Source organism: Curtobacterium sp. AC272, assembly GCF_979258155.1.
In genome coordinates, this window is sequence record NZ_OZ409838.1 from 227,505 (window position 1) to 244,478 (window position 16,974).

Genomic DNA, 16,974 nt, shown 5'->3' on the forward strand with positions numbered 1-16,974 from the left:
TGCGTGCGCCGGGTCGGTCCTCGCGGGCGACGATCGGGCTCGTCATCGGCGTCACCCTGCTCGTCACCTTCGCCGTCGCACTGGGGATCATGCAGCACGTGCTCGAGGCGCAGCTCGAGCAGATGGGGCAGGGCCAGATGACGACCGAGATGGTGCAGGCGCAGCGCGACTTCTTCGTGCAGCTGAACGCCGTCGTCAGCGTCATCGTCGGGTTCTCCGCCGTGATCGCCGCCGTCGGGGTCGTCAACGCGCTGGCACTCGGGGTCCTCCAGCGCCGACGCGAGCTCGGGCTGCTGCGGGTGCTCGGTCTCACCGGGGCGCAGGTCCGCCGGATGATCGTGACCGAGGCCGTGCAGATGGTCGTCGCGGCCGTCGTCTCGGGGCTCGTGCTTGGCACCTTCTACGGCTGGGTCGGCGGGCAGACGCTGCTCGGGTCGCTCGGGCACCCGGTCACGCCCGTGCTACCGCCGCTCACGATCGGGATCGTCGTCGTCGGGGCGCTCGTGCTCGCGGTCGTCGCGACGATCGCGCCGGTGCGGCGCGCGATGCGCGTGCCCCCGACCGAGGCGCTCGCGGTCGACTGACGCGGCGCCCTGGTCGCACCACGCGGCGGACGGGAGGCCCGGTGCCAGCTGGCACCGTGCCTCCCGTCCGCCGTGCTGCGCGTCCACCGCCGCGCCCGCGCCCGCCGCGCCGCTTGCGTTCGTCGAGGTTCCACGATCTGCAGTTCTCGGCGGCGCTGGCGTCGATTCGTGGAACCGCGACGACCGACCGGCGGCATGTCGTGACCACTCGGGCGCCGGCCACTGACGCGCTTGTCACACAGCAGCCCGCCGGTGCTACCGTGGACTCGATGTACTCGGCACTCCTCCTCCTTCGCTGCCGCGACGAGGCCTGACACACCGGCCCACCTCGTCGCGGAGTCCGTCGTGGCCGCCCTCATCCAGAGCACACGAAAGCGACGAACGATGCAGAACACGCAGCAGCCCTCCGGGATGCCGATCCACAAGTACGTCCCGTTCCACGAACAGATCGCGGTCGACCTGCCCGACCGCACCTGGCCGACGAAGCGCATCGAGCGGGCCCCGCGCTGGTGTGCGGTCGACCTGCGCGACGGCAACCAGGCGCTCATCGACCCGATGGACGCCGAGCGCAAGCGCGCCATGTTCGACCTGCTCGTCGGCATGGGCTACAAGGAGATCGAGGTCGGGTTCCCGAGCGCCTCGCAGACCGACTTCGACTTCGTCCGCAGCCTGATCGACGAGGGCGCGATCCCCGACGACGTCACCATCCAGGTGCTGACCCAGGCGCGCGAGCACCTCATCCAGCGCACGTACGAGGCGATCGACGGCGCGAAGCAGGCCATCGTCCACCTGTACAACTCGACGTCGATCGTGCAGCGCGAGGTCGTCTTCCGCACCGACGTGCAGGGTGTCGTCGACATCGCGGTGGCCGGCGCGAAGCTCTGCAAGGCGGCCGAGGCGACGTTGCAGCACGACACGACGGTCTACTACGAGTACTCGCCGGAGTCCTACACGGGCACCGAGCTCGAGGTTGCGCTGCAGATCTGCAACGCCGTTCTCGAGGTCTTCGAGCCCACCCCCGACCGCAAGGTCATCATCAACCTGCCGGCCACCGTCGAGATGGCGACGCCGAACGTCTACGCCGACTCGATCGAGTGGATGTCGCGCAACCTCGCCCACCGCCAGGACGTCATCCTGTCGCTGCACCCGCACAACGACCGCGGCACCGCCGTCGCCGCCGCCGAGCTGGGCTACATGGCCGGCGCGGACCGCATCGAGGGCTGCCTGTTCGGCAACGGTGAGCGCACCGGCAACGTCGACCTCGTCGCGCTGGGCATGAACCTGTTCACGCAGGGCATCGACCCGGAGATCTCGTTCGCGGACATCGACCAGGTGAAGCGCACCGTCGAGTACTGCAACCAGCTGCCGGTGCCGGAGCGTCAGCCGTGGGCGGGCGACCTCGTCTACACGGCGTTCAGCGGCTCGCACCAGGACGCCATCAACAAGGGCTTCGAGGCGATGAAGGCCAAGGCCGCCGCCGCGGGCAAGGACATCGACGAGATCGAGTGGGCGGTGCCGTACTTGCCCGTCGACCCGAAGGACATCGGCCGGTCGTACGAGGCGGTCATCCGCGTCAACTCGCAGTCCGGCAAGGGCGGCGTCGCGTACCTGCTCAAGACCGACCACGCGCTCGACCTGCCCCGCAAGCTGCAGATCGAGTTCTCCGGCGTCGTCCAGCGGCACACCGACACCGAGGGCGGCGAGTTCTCGTCGCAGCGCATCTGGGACGTGTTCCAGGACGAGTACCTGCCCGCCTCGACCGACGACGACAAGTGGGGCCGGTACGAGCTCACCAAGACGGCGACCTCGAGCGACTTCGACGGCACGACCTCGCTGTCGGTCGCACTCCGCGTCGACGAGGGCTCCGTCACCGCCGACGCCGTGGGCACCGGTCCGATCGACGCGTTCCTCAAGGTCCTCGCCGAGCAGGGCGTCCAGGTCACGCTGTACGACTACTCGGAGCACACGATGAGCGCCTCCGGTGACGCCAAGGCGGCGTCGTACGTCGAGCTCGACGTCGACGGCGTGCGCCTGTGGGGCGTCGGCATCGACGCCGACATCTCGACGGCCTCGCTCAAGGCGATCGTGTCCGCGGTGAACCGCGCGGTACGCGCCGGTGCCGCAGCCGGCGCCGACTCGCCGGAGCTCGTCTCCGCCTGAGACGCGACCAGGCCGGGAGGTGCGGTGCGGGCTGGACTCGCACCGCGCCTCCCGTCTGTGCCCGGTCTTTCCCCGTCACGCGCGATGGCAGGTCGAATCGGGCGTACCGGGTGCTTTCTTCCGACGAGGTACGCCCGATTCCGCTCGGTACCCGGGCGCGCGCGGCGCGCGGCGCGGCGCGCGCGGCGCGGTGTCGGCGGGGCGGGGGATACTGGGGGCATGCCGCTGTACCGGGACGAGTGCGTCGTGTTGCGCACCCACAAGCTCGGGGAAGCCGACCGGATCGTCACCATGCTCAGCCGGCAGCACGGCAAGATCCGCGCGGTGGCCAAGGGCGTGCGGCGGACGGCGTCGAAGTTCGGCAGCCGGCTCGAGCCGTTCATGGTCGTCGACGCCCAGTTCTACGAGGGCCGCTCGCTCGACATCGTCACGCAGGCCGAGTCGCTCGGGGCCTACGGGGCGCAGATCGTCGCCGACTACGGCGCCTACACGGCAGCCAGTGCGATGGTCGAGACCGCCGACCGCCTGAGCGAGGCCGACGCCGGGCTGCAGCAGTACCTGTTGCTCGTCGGCGCGCTGCGGTCGCTGTCGCGCGGTGAGCACCACTCCAGCGCCACGCTCGACTCCTACCTGCTCCGTGCGATGAGCATCGCGGGCTGGGCGCCCTCGTTCAGCGACTGTGCGGTCACGGGGAGCCCGGGCCGCACTCCGCGTTCGTGGTGCAGCTCGGCGGGGTCGTCGCCGACCGGGCTGCGCCTCCCGGCACGCCGCGGCTCGACCCGGCGACCCTCGGCGTGCTCGGTTCGCTGCTCGCCGGTGACTGGGCGAGCGTCGACGCCACCGACGAACGGACGCGGTCGCGGGCCTCCGGCGTGGTCGCGGCCTACGCCCAGTGGCACCTGGAACGATCACTCCGGTCCCTGCCGCACGTCGACCGCTCCGAGCACCCGCTGCCCGTGCCGCTGACCCACGACGGACCCGAGGCGACGGCACGCGCGGTGGCCTCGACCCCCGCACCCGCCGTGCCCGAGCCCGATCCCGCTGTCGAAGGAACCCCCACCGCATGAGCCCCCGCCGCCCCGACGACGCCGAGCCGTTCCGCCCGATCGACTGGACCGGTGAGACGCCTCCGGCGATCCCGGCCCGGTTCGTGCCGGACCACGTCGCGATCGTGATGGACGGCAACGGCCGGTGGGCCAACGGGCGCGGGCTCACCCGGATCGAGGGGCACAAGGCGGGCGAGGCCTCGCTGCTCGACGTCGTGGCCGGCGGGATCCAGATCGGCGTCAAGCACATCTCGGCGTACGCGTTCTCGACCGAGAACTGGAAGCGTTCGCCGGAAGAGGTCCGGTTCCTGATGGGCTTCAACCGCGACGTCATCCGTCGTCGGCGCGACCAACTGAACGAGTGGGGTGTCAAGGTGCGGTGGGCCGGACGCCGTCCGCGGCTGTGGCGGAGCGTCATCGACGAACTCGACCGTGCCGAGCAGATGACCGCGGGCAACGACGTGCTGACCCTGACGATGTGCGTCAACTACGGCGGCCGGAACGAGATCGTCGACGCCGTGCGGGGGATGGCCGAAGAGGTCGCCGCCGGACGCCTCAAGCCGAGCCAGGTCACCGAGAAGGCACTGGCGAAGCGGCTCTACGTGCCCGAGATGCCCGACGTCGACCTGTTCCTGCGCAGTTCGGGGGAGCAGCGCACGAGCAACTTCCTGCTGTGGCAGTCGGCGTACGCCGAGATGGTGTTCCTGGACCGCCTGTGGCCGGACTTCCGGCGCACGGACCTGTGGGGCGCGATCGAGGAGTACGCACGCCGCGACCGTCGCTACGGCGGTGCGGTCGACGCCCCGACCGCCTGACGCATCCGTCAGCCGGGCAGCGGCCCGTCGAGCAGGTGTGCCGCCGACCGCACCGCGTCCAGGGCCGCACGGACGCTCGGGACACGCTCGGCCCCTCGGGCGGTGACGACCTCGACGCGGCGGGCCAGGTCGTCGTCCACGGGGTCGACCCGGACCTCTGCGGGGATGACCGTCGTCGCGAGCGCCAGCCGGGGAGCAGGGCCACGCCGAGTCCGGCGGCGACGAGCCCCACCACCGCAGCCGCGTTGTCGGTCTCGAGCACGATGTCCGGGGCGAACCCGGCGGTCGCACACGAGGCGAGCAGGTGGCCGCGGCACCGGGGCAGCCGCCGATCCAGCGGGCGTCGCGGTGCGACGCGAGGTCCACGGCAGAGCCCACGGTGCCAGAGCCCAGGGCACCGGCGCCCTCGGCACCGGCACCGGCACCGGCGCCCTCGGCACCGGCGCCCACGGCGCCAGAGCCCACGGCACCGGCGCCCACGGCACCGGCGCTCACGGTGCGGGCGCTGCCCGAGCCTCCGGCCGGCGTCACCAGGGCGAGCGGATCCCGCCCGAGTGCCCGCGTGACGAGCCCGGGGTCCGGGGCGGACCCGACCTCGTCGCCGACGTAGGTGAAGGTCAGGGCGACGTCGACCTCCCCGCTCCGGAGCAGGTCGAGCGCCTCGGGCGGTTCGACCTCGACGTACGAGGTCGTCACCCCCGGAGCCGTCGCCGCCATCCGGGCGAGCACGGCGGGCACGAGGGCCGAGGAGGCGCTCGGGAACCCGGCGAGGCGCACTCGACCGCGGGTCAGGCCCTCGACGGCGTCGAGGTCCTCGCGCGCGGCGGTCAGTGCGGCCTGCACGTGCAGGGCGTGGTCTGCGAGCACCCGACCGGCGTCCGTCAGGGTGGCACCGCGCCCGCCGCGACCGTCCTGCCCGGACCGCAGCACCAGGGTGTGCCCGAGCCGCCGTTCGGCCCGGGCGAGCAACTGGCTGACCGCGGGTTGGCTCGACCCGAGCGCTACGGCGGCGCGGGTGATCGACCCACCGTCGGCCATGGCGCGGAGGACCCGGAGCAGCTGGGGATCGATGTCGTCCATCACGCGATGTTATCGGCTGCACAACGAACCCGGCCTGGTGTGATGGGGCACGAGCCGGGACGCTGTCCGCATGGACTCCTTCCCCGCCGGCCGTGGCTACCTCGCGGCGTGCACCGCCGGTCTGCCCAGCCGGGCCACGCTCGCCGCCCAGCGGGCCGACCTCGACGCGTGGTCACGCGCCGAGACCTCGCCGGCCCACTACGGGGCGTTGGTCGAGGAGGGCCGCGCGCTGTTCGCCGCCCTCGTCGGGGTGCCGGTGTCCCACGTGGCGACCGGCTCGCAGACCTCGGTGATGGCCGCGGTCGTCGCCGACGCCCTGCCGGACGGTGCCGAGGTGGTCGTGCCCGACGGCGACTTCAGCTCGGTCGTCTTCCCGTTCCTCGGCCAGGCGCACCGAGGCGTCCGCGTCCGGCACGTCCCGCTCGACCGGCTCGCCGCGTCCGTCGGGCCCGGCACCGCCCTCGTGGCGTGGTCCGCCGTGCAGTCCGCCACCGGCGCCGTCACGGATCCGCAGCCGGTCGTCGCCGCGGCCCGGCGGGTCGGTGCCCTCACCCTCTGCGACCTCACGCAGGCGGCCGGCGTCCTGCCCGTCGACGCGGCACTCTTCGACGTGACGCTGACGCACGCCTACAAGTGGCTCTGCGCCCCGCGCGGCGTCGCCTTCATGACGCTCTCCGACACCGCCCTCGGTCGGCTCCGCCCCGTGCAGGCCGGCTGGTACGCGGGGGAGGACGTCTGGTCCTCGTGCTACGGCCCCGACATGCGCCTGGCCGACGACGCCCGTCGCTTCGACGTCTCGCCGGCCTGGCAGGCGTGGCCCGGTGCCGTGGCCGCGCTCGAACACGCGGTCGCGCTCGACCAGCAGGCGGTCTGGAGGCACGCCACCGCTCTCGCGGATCGGCTGTGCGACGCCCTCGGGTCGCCTCGGCAGGGCGACGGGCAGGCGATCGTGACGTTCGCGGACGCCGACGGGTCGGCCCTCCGGGCCCTCACCGCCGCCGGGCTCACCGCGTCGGGGCGTGCCGGGCGACTCCGGATCGCGTTCCACCTGTGGAACGACGAGTCCGACGTGACCGACGTGGCGGCCGCGCTGGGCGGGGTGCGGGCGACCACGTCGGGGACGTGACCGGAGGGCGGACCGGGGGCGGGCCTCCCGGGTCACGAACGCCGGTAGTCTTGCCCGGACCGTTTCCGCACCGAGCACCCAGCTCGGCGACCTCTGGAGCACCCTTTGGCACAGCCCTCCCGTCTCGACAGCGTCATCGCCCTGGCCAAGCGCCGCGGCTTCGTCTTCCAGTCGGGTGAGATCTACGGAGGCTCCTGCTCCGCGTGGGACTACGGGCCCCTCGGTGTGGAGCTCAAGGAGAACATCAAGCGTCAGTGGTGGCAGCGGTTCGTCCGCGGCCGTGGCGACATGGTCGGCCTCGACTCCGCCGTCATCCTGCCGCGCAAGGTGTGGGAGGCCTCGGGCCACGTCGCGACCTTCACCGACCCGCTCGTGGAGTGCCTGCACTGCCACCACCGGTTCCGCGAGGACCACCTGATCGAGGCGTTCGTCGCCAAGAAGGGCCGCGACCCCGAGGGCCGCATGGCCGAGATCGCCTGCCCGAACTGCGGCACCCGCGGCGAGTGGACGGAGCCCCGCGAGTTCTCCGGCATGCTCAAGACCTACCTCGGCCCGGTCGAGTCCGAAGAGGGCCTGAACTTCCTGCGCCCCGAGACCGCGCAGGGGATCTTCGTCGACTTCGCGCAGGTCGTCACGACCAGTCGCATGAAGCCCTGTTCGGCATCGGGCAGGTCGGCAAGGCGTTCCGCAACGAGATCACGCCCGGCAACTTCATCTTCCGCACGCGCGAGTTCGAGCAGATGGAGATCGAGTACTTCGTGCCGCCGGCCGAGGCGGGCGAGCACTACGAGCAGTGGATCGCCGACTCGATCGCGTTCTACACCGAGCTCGGCATCGACCCGGAGAACCTCCGCCGCTTCGACGTGCCGGACGGCGAGCGGGCGCACTACTCCGACGCCACCGCCGACATCGAGTACCGCTTCGGGTTCACCGGCTCGGAGTGGGGCGAGCTCATGGGCGTCGCGAACCGCACCGACTTCGACCTCAACAACCACATCGAGTCGTCCGGCCAGGACCTGCGCTTCTTCGACCAGGCCGCCAACGAGAAGTACGTGCCCTACGTGATCGAGCCGTCCTTCGGCCTGACCCGTGCGCTCATGGCGTTCCTGCTCGACTCGTACCACGAGGACGAGGCGCCGAACGCGAAGGGCGGCGTCGACAAGCGCACCGTGCTGCGTCTCGACCCGCGCCTGGCCCCCGTCAAGGCCGCGGTGCTGCCGCTGTCGCGCAACGAGCAGCTGTCCCCGGTCGCCCGCGGCCTGGCCGACGACCTGCGCAAGAACTGGAACGTGGACTTCGACGACGCCGGGGCGATCGGTCGCCGCTACCGTCGCCACGACGAGATCGGCACGCCGTTCTGCATCACGGTCGACTTCGACACGCTCGAGGACAAGGCCGTGACCGTGCGCGAGCGCGACACCATGGCGCAGGAGCGGGTCGCCCTCGACCAGCTGCAGGGCTACCTGGCGCAGCGCCTGCTCGGCGCATAGGGACCTCGCGGGGCGTCGCGGGCGTCGCGATCGCCGGAACCAGGTTCTGTGGGAATGCGCGCGCGACGCCCGCGTTGGGATCAGCATGAACGACTCCGTGAAGGTCGATGTCTGGTCGGACATCGCCTGCCCCTGGTGCTACATCGGCAAGCGCAAGTTCGAGGCCGGCGTCGCCGCGTTCGGCGCCTCGGCGGACGGCCGCCCGGTCGAGGTCGAGTACCACTCCTTCGAGCTCAGCCCGGACACCCCCGTCGACTTCGAGGGCACCGAGGCCGAGTTCCTGTCGGAGCACAAGGGCATGCCCGTCGAGCAGGCGCAGCAGATGCTCGACCAGGTCACCGGCATCGCGGCCTCGGTCGGGCTGGACTACGACTTCGAGGCCGTGCACCACACGAACACCGTGAAGGCGCACCAGGTCATCCACCTCGCCAAGCAGCACGGCAAGCAGCTCGACATGGTCGAGCGCCTGTTCACCGCCTACTTCGAGCGCGGCGAGCACGTCGGCGACGACGCGTCGCTGGCCGACCTGGCCGCCGAGGTCGGGCTCGACCGCGACGAGGTCCTCGCGACGCTCCGCGACGACTCGCAGCTCGCAGCCGTCCGCGCCGACCAGGCCCAGGCGCAGGCCTTCGGCATCAACGGCGTCCCCTTCTTCGTGATCGACGGCAAGTACGGCGTCTCGGGCGCGCAGGACCCGGCAGCGTTCGAGCAGGTGCTGACGCAGGTCGTCGCCTTGCGCGGGACGACGCCGGACGAGGTCGCCTCGGCGACCGAACGCGCTGCGGACGACGCGAGCGCCGACGTGGCGGCGACCCGATGACGGGCGCGACGGTCACCGTCGGGGGTGGGGCGGGCCTCCCGTCCGCCCCGTCGGTTCCGGATGCGATCTCCGGTCTGGAGGCGCGCCCCGGCCTGCTCACGCTGGTCACGCCCGGCGGTGCGCCGGTCTGCGACGGTGATTCGTGCCTGATCGACGCCGGATCGTTCGCCGGTGCCGAGGGCGACTGGACCGAGGTGCCGGACTGACGGTTCCGTCGGTCGCGCGTCGCGCGCTGCTGGGGCCGCGCCGCGCGCTGCTGGTGCCGCGCCGCGCGCTGCTGCTCTCGCGCCCCGTGCGGTCGTCGCGCCCCGACTCTGCGGGGCGCGACGGCTGTGCGGGGGCGCCTCGTCGGTCGCCGGACCGATCAGGCGCGCTGCGGTTCCTCGTCGGTGATGTCAGCGACCGTCGCGCCGTACGCGGCGACGAGGTCGTCGGCGTCGACGAAGGCGCTCGTGCCGTGCCGACCCGCGCCGAGGGCGACCCGTCGACCGACGATGCGGTCGTCGGCGTAGACGGGCAGGTCGCCGGTCGCTCCGATGGGCGTGATCGTGCCGCGTTCGTAGCCGGACGCCTGGAGCGCGGTCGCCGCGTCGGGCATCGAGAGCTTGTTCACCCCCACGACGGTGCGGAGCTTCTTCCACGCGATGCTCCGGCCGCCCGGCACGAGCGCGAGCAGGAAGCCGCCGTCGTGCCGCTTGACGACCAGTGTCTTCACGATGTCGCCGGGGTCGATGCCGAGCAGTTCGGCGGCCTGCTGCAGGGAGTCCGCGGCGGGGCGTTCGACGACCTCGACCGTCAGGCCGCGGGCCGCTGCGTCGGCGTCGAACCGGGTGCTGGCGTCGATCGTCATGTGGAGAACGCTACCGGCGCGCACCGACGTGGGAGGATGGAGCCGGTATGACGATCACACAAGCCCCAGCACGGCCTCTGCGCATCGGCCCGATCGAGGTCGACGTGCCGGTCGTGCTCGCGCCCATGGCGGGCATCACGAACATGGCGTACCGCCGGCTCTGCCGCGAGTACGGCGCCGGTCTCTACGTCTGCGAGATGATCACCTCGCGCGCACTGGTCGAACGCACCCCCGTGTCGATGCAGCTCATCCAGCACCACGAGTCCGAGACCCCGCGGTCGATCCAGCTGTACGGCGTCGAGCCGAACACGGTGGCCGAGGCCGCTTCGATCCTGGTGGGCGAGGACCGTGCCGACCACATCGACCTGAACTTCGGGTGCCCGGTGCCCAAGGTCACCCGCAAGGGCGGCGGCGCGGCCCTACCCTGGAAGCTCGAGTTGTTCCGCGAACTCGTCACGAAGACCGTCCGCGCCGCAGGGAACGTGCCGGTCACCGTGAAGATGCGCAAGGGCATCGACGAAGACCACCTGACCTACCTCGACGCCGCCCGCATCGCGCGCGACGCCGGCGTCGCCGCGGTGTCGCTGCACGCCCGCACGGCGAACGAGCACTACTCCGGGCACGCTGACTGGTCGGCGATCGCGACGCTGAAGGAAGCCGTCACCGACATCCCGATCCTCGGCAACGGGGACATCTGGTCGGCAGCCGACGCCCTGCGCATGGTCGACGAGACCGGCGTCGATGGCGTCGTCGTCGGGCGTGGGTGCCTCGGGCGTCCGTGGCTGTTCGGCGACCTGGCTGCGGCGTTCCGCGGCGAAGGGCTGCGGTACATGCCGACCTTGGGCGAGGTCGCTGACGGGTTCCGTCGGCACGCCGAACTGCTCGTCGAGTTCTTCGGGTCCGAAGACCACGGCTGCCGCGACGCCCGCAAGCACGTGGCCTGGTACTTCAAGGGGTACCCGATCGGCAGCGACGTGCGGTCCGGTCTCGCGCTGTCGTCGAGCCTGCAGGAGATCGACGACCTGCTCGGGCAGCTCGACCGCGACGCACCGTACCCCGGCGAGGGCGCTGAGGGCTCCCGCGGTCGCTCCGGCAACCCGAAGCGCACCGCACTGCCCGACCGCTGGCTCGAGTCCCGCGACGTCGACAGCGAGTTCCGCAAGGTCCTCGCCGCCGCCGAGCTGCACCACAGCGGCGGATGAGCGCCACCGCCTCGTACGGCCCGGCCGACGCCGAGCGCTGGCTCCCGGAAGAGCACGGCAACCGCCGATCGGACTTCGCCCGTGACCGCGCCCGGTTGCTGCACTCCAGCGCGCTGCGCCGCCTCGCCGCCAAGACCCAGGTGCTCAGCCCGACGACCGGGCTCGACTTCGCCCGCAACCGCCTGACCCACTCGCTCGAGGTGGCGCAGGTCGGTCGCGAGCTCGCGGACTCGCTGGGCCTCGACCCCGACGTGGTGGACACCGCGTGCCTGGCGCACGACATCGGCCACCCGCCGTTCGGCCACAACGGTGAGACCGCCGTCAACGCCTGGGCCGCCGGCATCGGCGGGTTCGAGGGCAACGCGCAGACGCTCCGGTTGCTCACCCGGCTCGAGCCGAAGGTGTACGGGCTCCGTCCGGGGCGGGCGCCGCTGCCGGGGCTGGCGCGGGGGCCGGCGCGGGGCTGGCGCTGGCGCTGGCGCTGGCGTCGAGCGTCCCTTCGGGCTCAACCTGACGCGCGCGTCGCTCGACGCCAGCTGCAAGTACCCGTGGCCGGCTGCGCAGGGCGTCTCCGAGTCGTCATCGGGTCGGACCAAGTTCGGCTTCTACGACGACGACCACGATGCCTTCGAGTGGCTCCGTGCCGGGGCGCCCCGACGGCAGCGGTGCATCGAGGCGCAGGTCATGGACCTGTCCGACGACATCGCGTACTCGGTGCACGACTTCGAGGACGCCGTCGTCGCCGGGTTCATCGACGTCGCGGCGCTCGGCGACCGGGTCGGCGAGAACGACATCGTCACCGCGATGCACGCGTGGGTGGGCGACGACCTGAGTCGTGAGGAACTGCTCGAGGCGTTCGACCGCCTCCGTGCCCTGCCGCTCTGGATGACCTCGTACGACGGGTCCCGGCGCGACGCGGCACACCTGAAGAACCTGACCTCGCAGCTGATCGGACGCTTCGCGCGGACGGCGACGGCCGCGACCCGCGAGTCCTACGCCTCCGGGTCCCTGGTCCGGTTCGCGGCATCGGTGGTGACACCGCCGGAGATCATCGGCGAGATCGCGGTCCTCAAGGGGATCGTGGCGGCGTTCGTGATGACGCAGGGTGACCGGCAGCCGGTGTACGAAGACCAGCGTCGGATCCTGACGGAGCTGCTCGACGCCCTGGCGGCGTCGGGTGCGTCGGACCTCGAGCCCGGCTTCGCCGCCGACTGGCGTGCGGCGTCCGACGACGACGGGCGACTCCGCGCCGTGGTCGACCAGGTCGCGAGCCTGACGGACCAGGGGGCGATCGCCTGGCACCGTCGGTTGGTCGTCGGCGAGCGGGAAGCGGTCCACATCCCGGTGTGAGTGGAGCCGCAGTGGTTCGTCGACGTCTCGGGGCCGCGGTCGGCCTCGGTGGCTCGTCCACATCCCGGGGCCGCGGTCGGCCGAGGTCGGTCCCACGAACTAGGATCAGAGGGTGGCTGGCAGGATCGCGCGGAACGACATCGACGAGGTCCGCTCGCGTGTCAACATCGCCGACGTCGTGGGCGACTACGTCACGCTGAAGAACGCGGGCGTCGGCTCGATGAAGGGGCTCTGCCCCTTCCACGACGAACGCTCTCCGTCGTTCCACGTTCGGCCCCAGGTCGGCCGGTACCACTGCTTCGGCTGCGGCGAGGACGGCGACGTCTTCAGCTTCATCATGGCGCAGGACCACACCACCTTCGCTGAGGCCGTCGAGCGCATGGCCGCGAAGATCGGCTTCACCCTGCACTACGAAGAGGGCGACGGGCCGCGCACCGACTACAACACCCGCGCCCGGCTGATCGCCGCCAACGAAGCCGCGCTCGAGTTCTACACGGCGCAGCTCACCACCGCCGCGGCCGACCCCGCACGGCGGTTCCTGGGGGAGCGCGGGTTCGATCCTCGGCGGCGCAGCACTTCGGTGTCGGCTTCGCCCCGAAGTCGTTCGACATGCTCAAGGACCACCTGCGCGGTCGGGGCTTCACGCTCGAGGAGCTCACCTCGGCCGGGCTCGTCAGCCAGGGCGACCGGTCGCCGTACGACCGGTTCCGTGGGCGCCTGATGTGGCCGATCCGCGACGTCACCGGGGCGACGATCGGGTTCGGTGCCCGTCGCCTGCTCGACGACGACAAGGGCCCGAAGTACCTCAACACGCCCGAGACCCCGATCTACCACAAGAGCCAGGTGCTCTACGGGCTCGACCTGGCCCGCCGCGACATCTCGAAGCAGAAGCAGGTCGTGATCGTCGAGGGCTACACCGACGTCATGGCCTGCCACGTCGCCGGCATCACCACCGCGGTCGCCACGTGCGGCACCTCGTTCGGCGTCGACCACATCAAGGTGCTCCGCCCGATGCTCGGCGACCTGGCCGGCGCCGACCCGAACGCCAACGGCGAGGTCGTCTTCACCTTCGACCCGGACGAGGCCGGGCAGCGTGCCGCATCCCGCGCCTTCGCCGAGGAACAGCGGTTCGCCGCGCAGACCTTCGTCGCGGTGGCACCCGGTGGCCTCGACCCGTGCGACCTCCGGCTCGCCCGCGGCGACGACGCCATCCGCCGCCTGATCACGAACAAGCGCCCGATGTTCGAGTTCATGATCCGCCGCACGTTGGAGGGCCACGACCTCGAGACGGTCGAGGGCCGCGTCAGTGCCCTCCGCGCCGCGGCCCCCGTGCTCGCCGGCATCCGCGATCGGTCGCTCACGCAGGGGTACGTCCGCGAGCTCGCCGGCTGGCTCGGCATGGACATGCCCGAGGTCCGTCGATCGGTCGAGACCGCGCGTCGGCGTGCGGGGTCGACGGACGATCGGTCAGGAGGCCCGGGGCGCGATGGTCGCGCCGGTCACGCCACCGACGGGGCCGGTGTGGTCGAGGAGCCCGTCGCCGGGATCCGCTCGCTGCCGAACGACCCGATCAGCCGCATGGAGCGCGACGCCGTCATGGCGATGGTGCAGCAGCCGACCTCGGTCGGAGCGCCGCTGCTCGGGCTCGCCGCGTCCGCCACGTTCTCGGCGCCGATGCTCGCCGTCGTGCGGGACGCCGTGGTCGCCAACGTCGACGTCATCGGGGCGGGGGACTGGCTCGACCGGTTGCTCGCCGACGTTCCGACCCCCTTGCGCACCCTGACGCACGAGCTGGCCCTCGCGCCGATCCCCGCCCGCAACGCCGAGGACCTCGCCGCGTACTGCCGGAGCATCGTCGTCGCCCTGGTCGAGCGGGACCTGCTCGCCCGCAAGGCCTCGTTGCTCGGACAGCTGCAGCGTGCGGACCCGCACGAGCAGGCCGAGCGACGCGCCGAGATCCAGCGGCAGCTCGTGGACATCGACGCGCAGCGCATGCGGCTCCGCGCCGACGCCGAGGCGTCCTAGCCCCGCGCCGCCGGAGCGCCAGGGGTCGTACGACCCGTTCGACCCGGTCGACCCGTTCGACCTGCCGCCTGCCGTTCGCCCAGGTTCCGAAATCTGCGCATCTGGCCGCACTCGAGCGGCTCTTCGCGGAACCTCGGCGAGCACGAGTGCCGAGGTGACGCGACCGCCCGACGTGACTGAGGCCGTGCGGCGCAACCGCGTCGCAGAGGTGACGGTCGCTGCGGGGGTGTGCCGGGCCTCCCGGTCGGCGTGCCGAGGTTCCACGACATGCCGCATGCGCGCCGCCGGGGTTCCGATACGGAGCCGCACGAGCGTCGAGATGCCGAGATCTCGGAACCTCGGGTTGCGGCGGTGGCGAAGCGAGGCGGGACCGCAGGCGGGACGTGATCGGTCGGCGGAGTCAAAGGGGCGAGGGCGGGCCTCCCGGTCGGCGTGCCGAGGTTCCACGACATGCCGCGTGCGGGATGTCGAGGTTCCGCTACGGAGCTGCACGAGCGTCGAGATGCCGAGATTTCGGAACCTCGGGGGCCGGGACGGGGCCCGTTGCACCGCGCAACTTTCGTGTGCGGCGCGCCGGCTCGATGCGCACGAATGATGCATCACGCGACGGGTGCTTGCATTACAGCGGTGTAAACAAATCGCTCCCGGTTCGATCTGTTCCGTGACAGGGTGATACCAATGAGCGTTCCTGGCCGGGCACACAGACGTACCACCCGCCGGTCCGGACACTTGCACCCAACTTCAAGAGAGGCATCGAACATGGCATCCGTGTTCAAGAAGCGCACAGCCACGTGGGGCAGGCGCGGCATCGCGCTCGGCGCCGGAGCAGCAGCGACGGCGCTGGTGCTGACGGGCTGCGCGAGCAGCAGCGTGAGCGACACCGAGCTGAACGGCCTGAGCATCGGGACGACGGACAAGATCACGTCCCTCGACCCGGCCGGCTCCTACGACAACGGCTCCTTCGCCGTGCAGAACCAGGTCTTCCCGTTCCTGATGAACACGCCCGTGGGCAGCCCGGACGTCGAGCCGGACATCGCCACGAAGGCGGAGTTCACGAGCCCGACCACGTACGAGGTCACCCTCAAGGACGGCCTCGAGTTCGCGAACGGCAACAAGCTCACCTCGAGTGACGTGAAGTTCTCGTTCGACCGCGAGCTCAAGATCAACAACGAGAACGGCCCGCAGTCGCTGCTCGCCAACCTCAAGAGCATCGACACCCCGGACGACACGACCGTGGTGTTCAACCTCGACCACGCCGACCAGACCTGGCCGCAGGTGCTCTCGAGCCCCGCCGGCCCGATCGTCGACGAGGACGTCTTCAGCGCGACGAAGCTCACCAGCGCCGACGACATCGTCAAGGGCAAGGCGTTCGCCGGGCAGTACCAGATCAGCTCCTACAAGGAGAACCAGCTGATCCAGTACAAGACGAACCCGAAGTACGACGGCCTGCTCGGCAAGGCGAAGAGCGACGAGGTGACGGCCAACTACTACACCAAGGAGACCGACCTCAAGCTCGCCGTGCAGAAGGGCGACGTCGACGTGGCGTACCGCTCCCTGACGCCGACCGACATCTCGGACCTGCGCAAGGACGACAAGCTCAAGGTCACCGACGGCCCCGGCGGCGAGATCCGCTACGTGGTCTTCAACTTCAAGACGCAGCCGTTCGGCACCGGTCAGGACGACGCCGACGAGGCGAAGGCCCTCGCCGTGCGCCAGGCCGCTGCTGACGTGGTCGACCGCGCCGCCCTGGCGAAGGAGGTCTACAACGACACCTTCACGCCGCTGTACTCGATGGTGCCGGACGGCCTCACCGGTGCGGTCCAGCCGTTCAAGGACATGTACGGCGACGGCGACGGTGGCCCCGACGTCGACAAGGCGAAGAAGACCCTCGCCGACGCCGGTGTCTCCGGCAAGGTGCAGCTCGACATCCAGTACGCGCCCGACCACTACGGTTCGGCCTCGGACGACGAGTACGCGCTGCTGAAGACGCAGCTCGAGGACTCGGGCCTGTTCACCGTCAACATCCAGTCGACGGTCTACACGACCTACGCGCAGGAGCGCACGAAGGACGCGTACCCTGAGTACCAGCTCGGCTGGTTCCCGGACTTCTCCGACGCCGACAACTACCTGTCGCCGTTCTTCACCAAGGAGAACTTCGTCCAGAACCACTACGACGACTCGGTCATCCAGGACCTCATCGCGAAGGAGCAGGCGGAGTCCGACCCGGACAAGCGTGCCGACCTGATCGAGCAGGCCCAGGAGCGCGAGGCATCGCAGATCTCGACGCTGCCCCTGTTGCAGGGCAAGTCCGTCGCCGTCGCCGGCAAGGACGTCAAGGGCCTGACCCTCGACGCCTCGTTCAAGTTCCGGTACGCCACCCTCAGCAAGTAGCACCACGCCCTCGCGCAGGCCGCGGGCGTTCCCAC

The 16,974-nt window shown here is 71.2% G+C and carries 10 protein-coding genes and 5 pseudogenes; 12 read left to right on the forward strand and 3 right to left on the reverse strand.

All coding sequences use genetic code 11. From position 1 onward, the window contains the following. The first annotated feature begins 149 nt into the window (after nt 1-149). From ACZZ0J_RS01165 to ACZZ0J_RS01180, 4 genes and pseudogenes are all read left to right on the forward strand, one after another. The gene (locus ACZZ0J_RS01165) at nt 150-584 is read left to right on the forward strand and encodes an ABC transporter permease (protein WP_228505181.1); all 435 of its coding nucleotides are present in this window, start codon (nt 150-152) and stop codon (nt 582-584) included. Nucleotides 585-968: 384 nt separating this feature from the next. Next, the gene (leuA, locus tag ACZZ0J_RS01170) at nt 969-2,744 is read left to right on the forward strand and encodes a 2-isopropylmalate synthase (RefSeq protein WP_159574049.1); all 1,776 of its coding nucleotides are present in this window, start codon (nt 969-971) and stop codon (nt 2,742-2,744) included. A 219-nt stretch (nt 2,745-2,963) separates the two neighbouring features. Beyond that, nucleotides 2,964-3,685, forward strand: a pseudogene (gene recO, locus ACZZ0J_RS01175) (DNA repair protein RecO); the annotation flags it as partial. 122 nt (nt 3,686-3,807) lie between these two features. After that, the gene (locus ACZZ0J_RS01180) at nt 3,808-4,605 is read left to right on the forward strand and encodes an isoprenyl transferase (RefSeq protein WP_123292559.1); all 798 of its coding nucleotides are present in this window, start codon (nt 3,808-3,810) and stop codon (nt 4,603-4,605) included. An 8-nt stretch (nt 4,606-4,613) separates the two neighbouring features. Here the strand turns inward: ACZZ0J_RS01180 and ACZZ0J_RS01185 are convergent, their stop codons facing one another. Together ACZZ0J_RS01185 and ACZZ0J_RS01190 are read right to left on the reverse strand one after the other, a co-directional pair. Further along, complete coding sequence (locus tag ACZZ0J_RS01185; protein WP_463434229.1) at nt 4,614-4,745, reverse strand: hypothetical protein; 132 nt, start codon at nt 4,743-4,745, stop codon at nt 4,614-4,616. A gap of 388 nt (nt 4,746-5,133) precedes the next feature. Continuing rightward, nucleotides 5,134-5,685: pseudogene (locus ACZZ0J_RS01190) on the reverse strand (LysR family transcriptional regulator); the annotation flags it as partial. 70 nt (nt 5,686-5,755) lie between these two features. On the opposite strand from ACZZ0J_RS01190, the gene ACZZ0J_RS01195 reads away from it, so the two are divergent. From ACZZ0J_RS01195 to ACZZ0J_RS01210, 4 genes and pseudogenes are all read left to right on the forward strand, one after another. Beyond that, nucleotides 5,756-6,811 (forward strand): aminotransferase class V-fold PLP-dependent enzyme, encoded by a 1,056-nt coding sequence (locus ACZZ0J_RS01195; protein WP_463434231.1) that lies wholly within the window; start codon nt 5,756-5,758, stop codon nt 6,809-6,811. A gap of 105 nt (nt 6,812-6,916) precedes the next feature. Then, a pseudogene (locus ACZZ0J_RS01200) lies at nt 6,917-8,301 on the forward strand (glycine--tRNA ligase). Between the two features lie 85 nt (nt 8,302-8,386). After that, nucleotides 8,387-9,121 carry a DsbA family oxidoreductase gene (locus ACZZ0J_RS01205; protein ID WP_463434233.1) on the forward strand — a complete coding sequence of 245 codons (735 nt, stop codon included), beginning with the start codon at nt 8,387-8,389 and terminating at the stop codon, nt 9,119-9,121. Next, on the forward strand, nt 9,118-9,327 hold the full coding sequence (locus ACZZ0J_RS01210) for a hypothetical protein (RefSeq protein WP_123340411.1): 210 nt from the start codon (nt 9,118-9,120) through the stop codon (nt 9,325-9,327). The genes ACZZ0J_RS01205 and ACZZ0J_RS01210 overlap by 4 nt, the downstream gene beginning before the upstream one ends. A 158-nt stretch (nt 9,328-9,485) precedes the next feature. Here the strand turns inward: ACZZ0J_RS01210 and ACZZ0J_RS01215 are convergent, their stop codons facing one another. After that, a complete protein-coding gene (locus ACZZ0J_RS01215) occupies nt 9,486-9,971 on the reverse strand; it encodes an aminoacyl-tRNA deacylase (protein ID WP_463434236.1) in 486 nt (161 codons plus the stop codon). Between the two features lie 47 nt (nt 9,972-10,018). Here ACZZ0J_RS01215 and dusB point away from each other — a divergent pair, with 47 nt between their 5' ends. From dusB to ACZZ0J_RS01235, 4 genes and pseudogenes are all read left to right on the forward strand, one after another. Then, complete coding sequence (dusB, locus tag ACZZ0J_RS01220) at nt 10,019-11,173, forward strand: tRNA dihydrouridine synthase DusB (protein ID WP_463434238.1); 1,155 nt, start codon at nt 10,019-10,021, stop codon at nt 11,171-11,173. Next, a pseudogene (locus ACZZ0J_RS01225) lies at nt 11,170-12,523 on the forward strand (deoxyguanosinetriphosphate triphosphohydrolase). Before dusB ends, ACZZ0J_RS01225 begins: the two are co-directional and overlap by 4 nt. A 112-nt stretch (nt 12,524-12,635) precedes the next feature. Beyond that, nucleotides 12,636-14,548: pseudogene (gene dnaG / locus ACZZ0J_RS01230) on the forward strand (DNA primase). A gap of 759 nt (nt 14,549-15,307) precedes the next feature. Next, nucleotides 15,308-16,939 (forward strand): ABC transporter substrate-binding protein, encoded by a 1,632-nt coding sequence (locus ACZZ0J_RS01235; protein ID WP_463434240.1) that lies wholly within the window; start codon nt 15,308-15,310, stop codon nt 16,937-16,939. Nucleotides 16,940-16,974: the final 35 nt, after the last annotated feature.

Bases quoted from the DNA above. Each gene is read 5' to 3' on its own strand.
- ACZZ0J_RS01165 (WP_228505181.1), top strand. From the start codon at position 150: ATGGTGCAGGCGCAGCGCGACTTCTTCGTGCAGCTGAACGCCGTCGTC.
- leuA (WP_159574049.1), top strand. From the start codon at position 969: ATGCAGAACACGCAGCAGCCCTCCGGGATGCCGATCCACAAGTACGTC.
- ACZZ0J_RS01180 (WP_123292559.1), top strand. From the start codon at position 3,808: ATGAGCCCCCGCCGCCCCGACGACGCCGAGCCGTTCCGCCCGATCGAC.
- ACZZ0J_RS01195 (WP_463434231.1), top strand. From the start codon at position 5,756: ATGGACTCCTTCCCCGCCGGCCGTGGCTACCTCGCGGCGTGCACCGCC.
- ACZZ0J_RS01205 (WP_463434233.1), top strand. From the start codon at position 8,387: ATGAACGACTCCGTGAAGGTCGATGTCTGGTCGGACATCGCCTGCCCC.
- ACZZ0J_RS01210 (WP_123340411.1), top strand. From the start codon at position 9,118: ATGACGGGCGCGACGGTCACCGTCGGGGGTGGGGCGGGCCTCCCGTCC.
- ACZZ0J_RS01215 (WP_463434236.1), bottom strand. From the start codon at position 9,971: ATGACGATCGACGCCAGCACCCGGTTCGACGCCGACGCAGCGGCCCGC.
- dusB (WP_463434238.1), top strand. From the start codon at position 10,019: ATGACGATCACACAAGCCCCAGCACGGCCTCTGCGCATCGGCCCGATC.
- ACZZ0J_RS01235 (WP_463434240.1), top strand. From the start codon at position 15,308: ATGGCATCCGTGTTCAAGAAGCGCACAGCCACGTGGGGCAGGCGCGGC.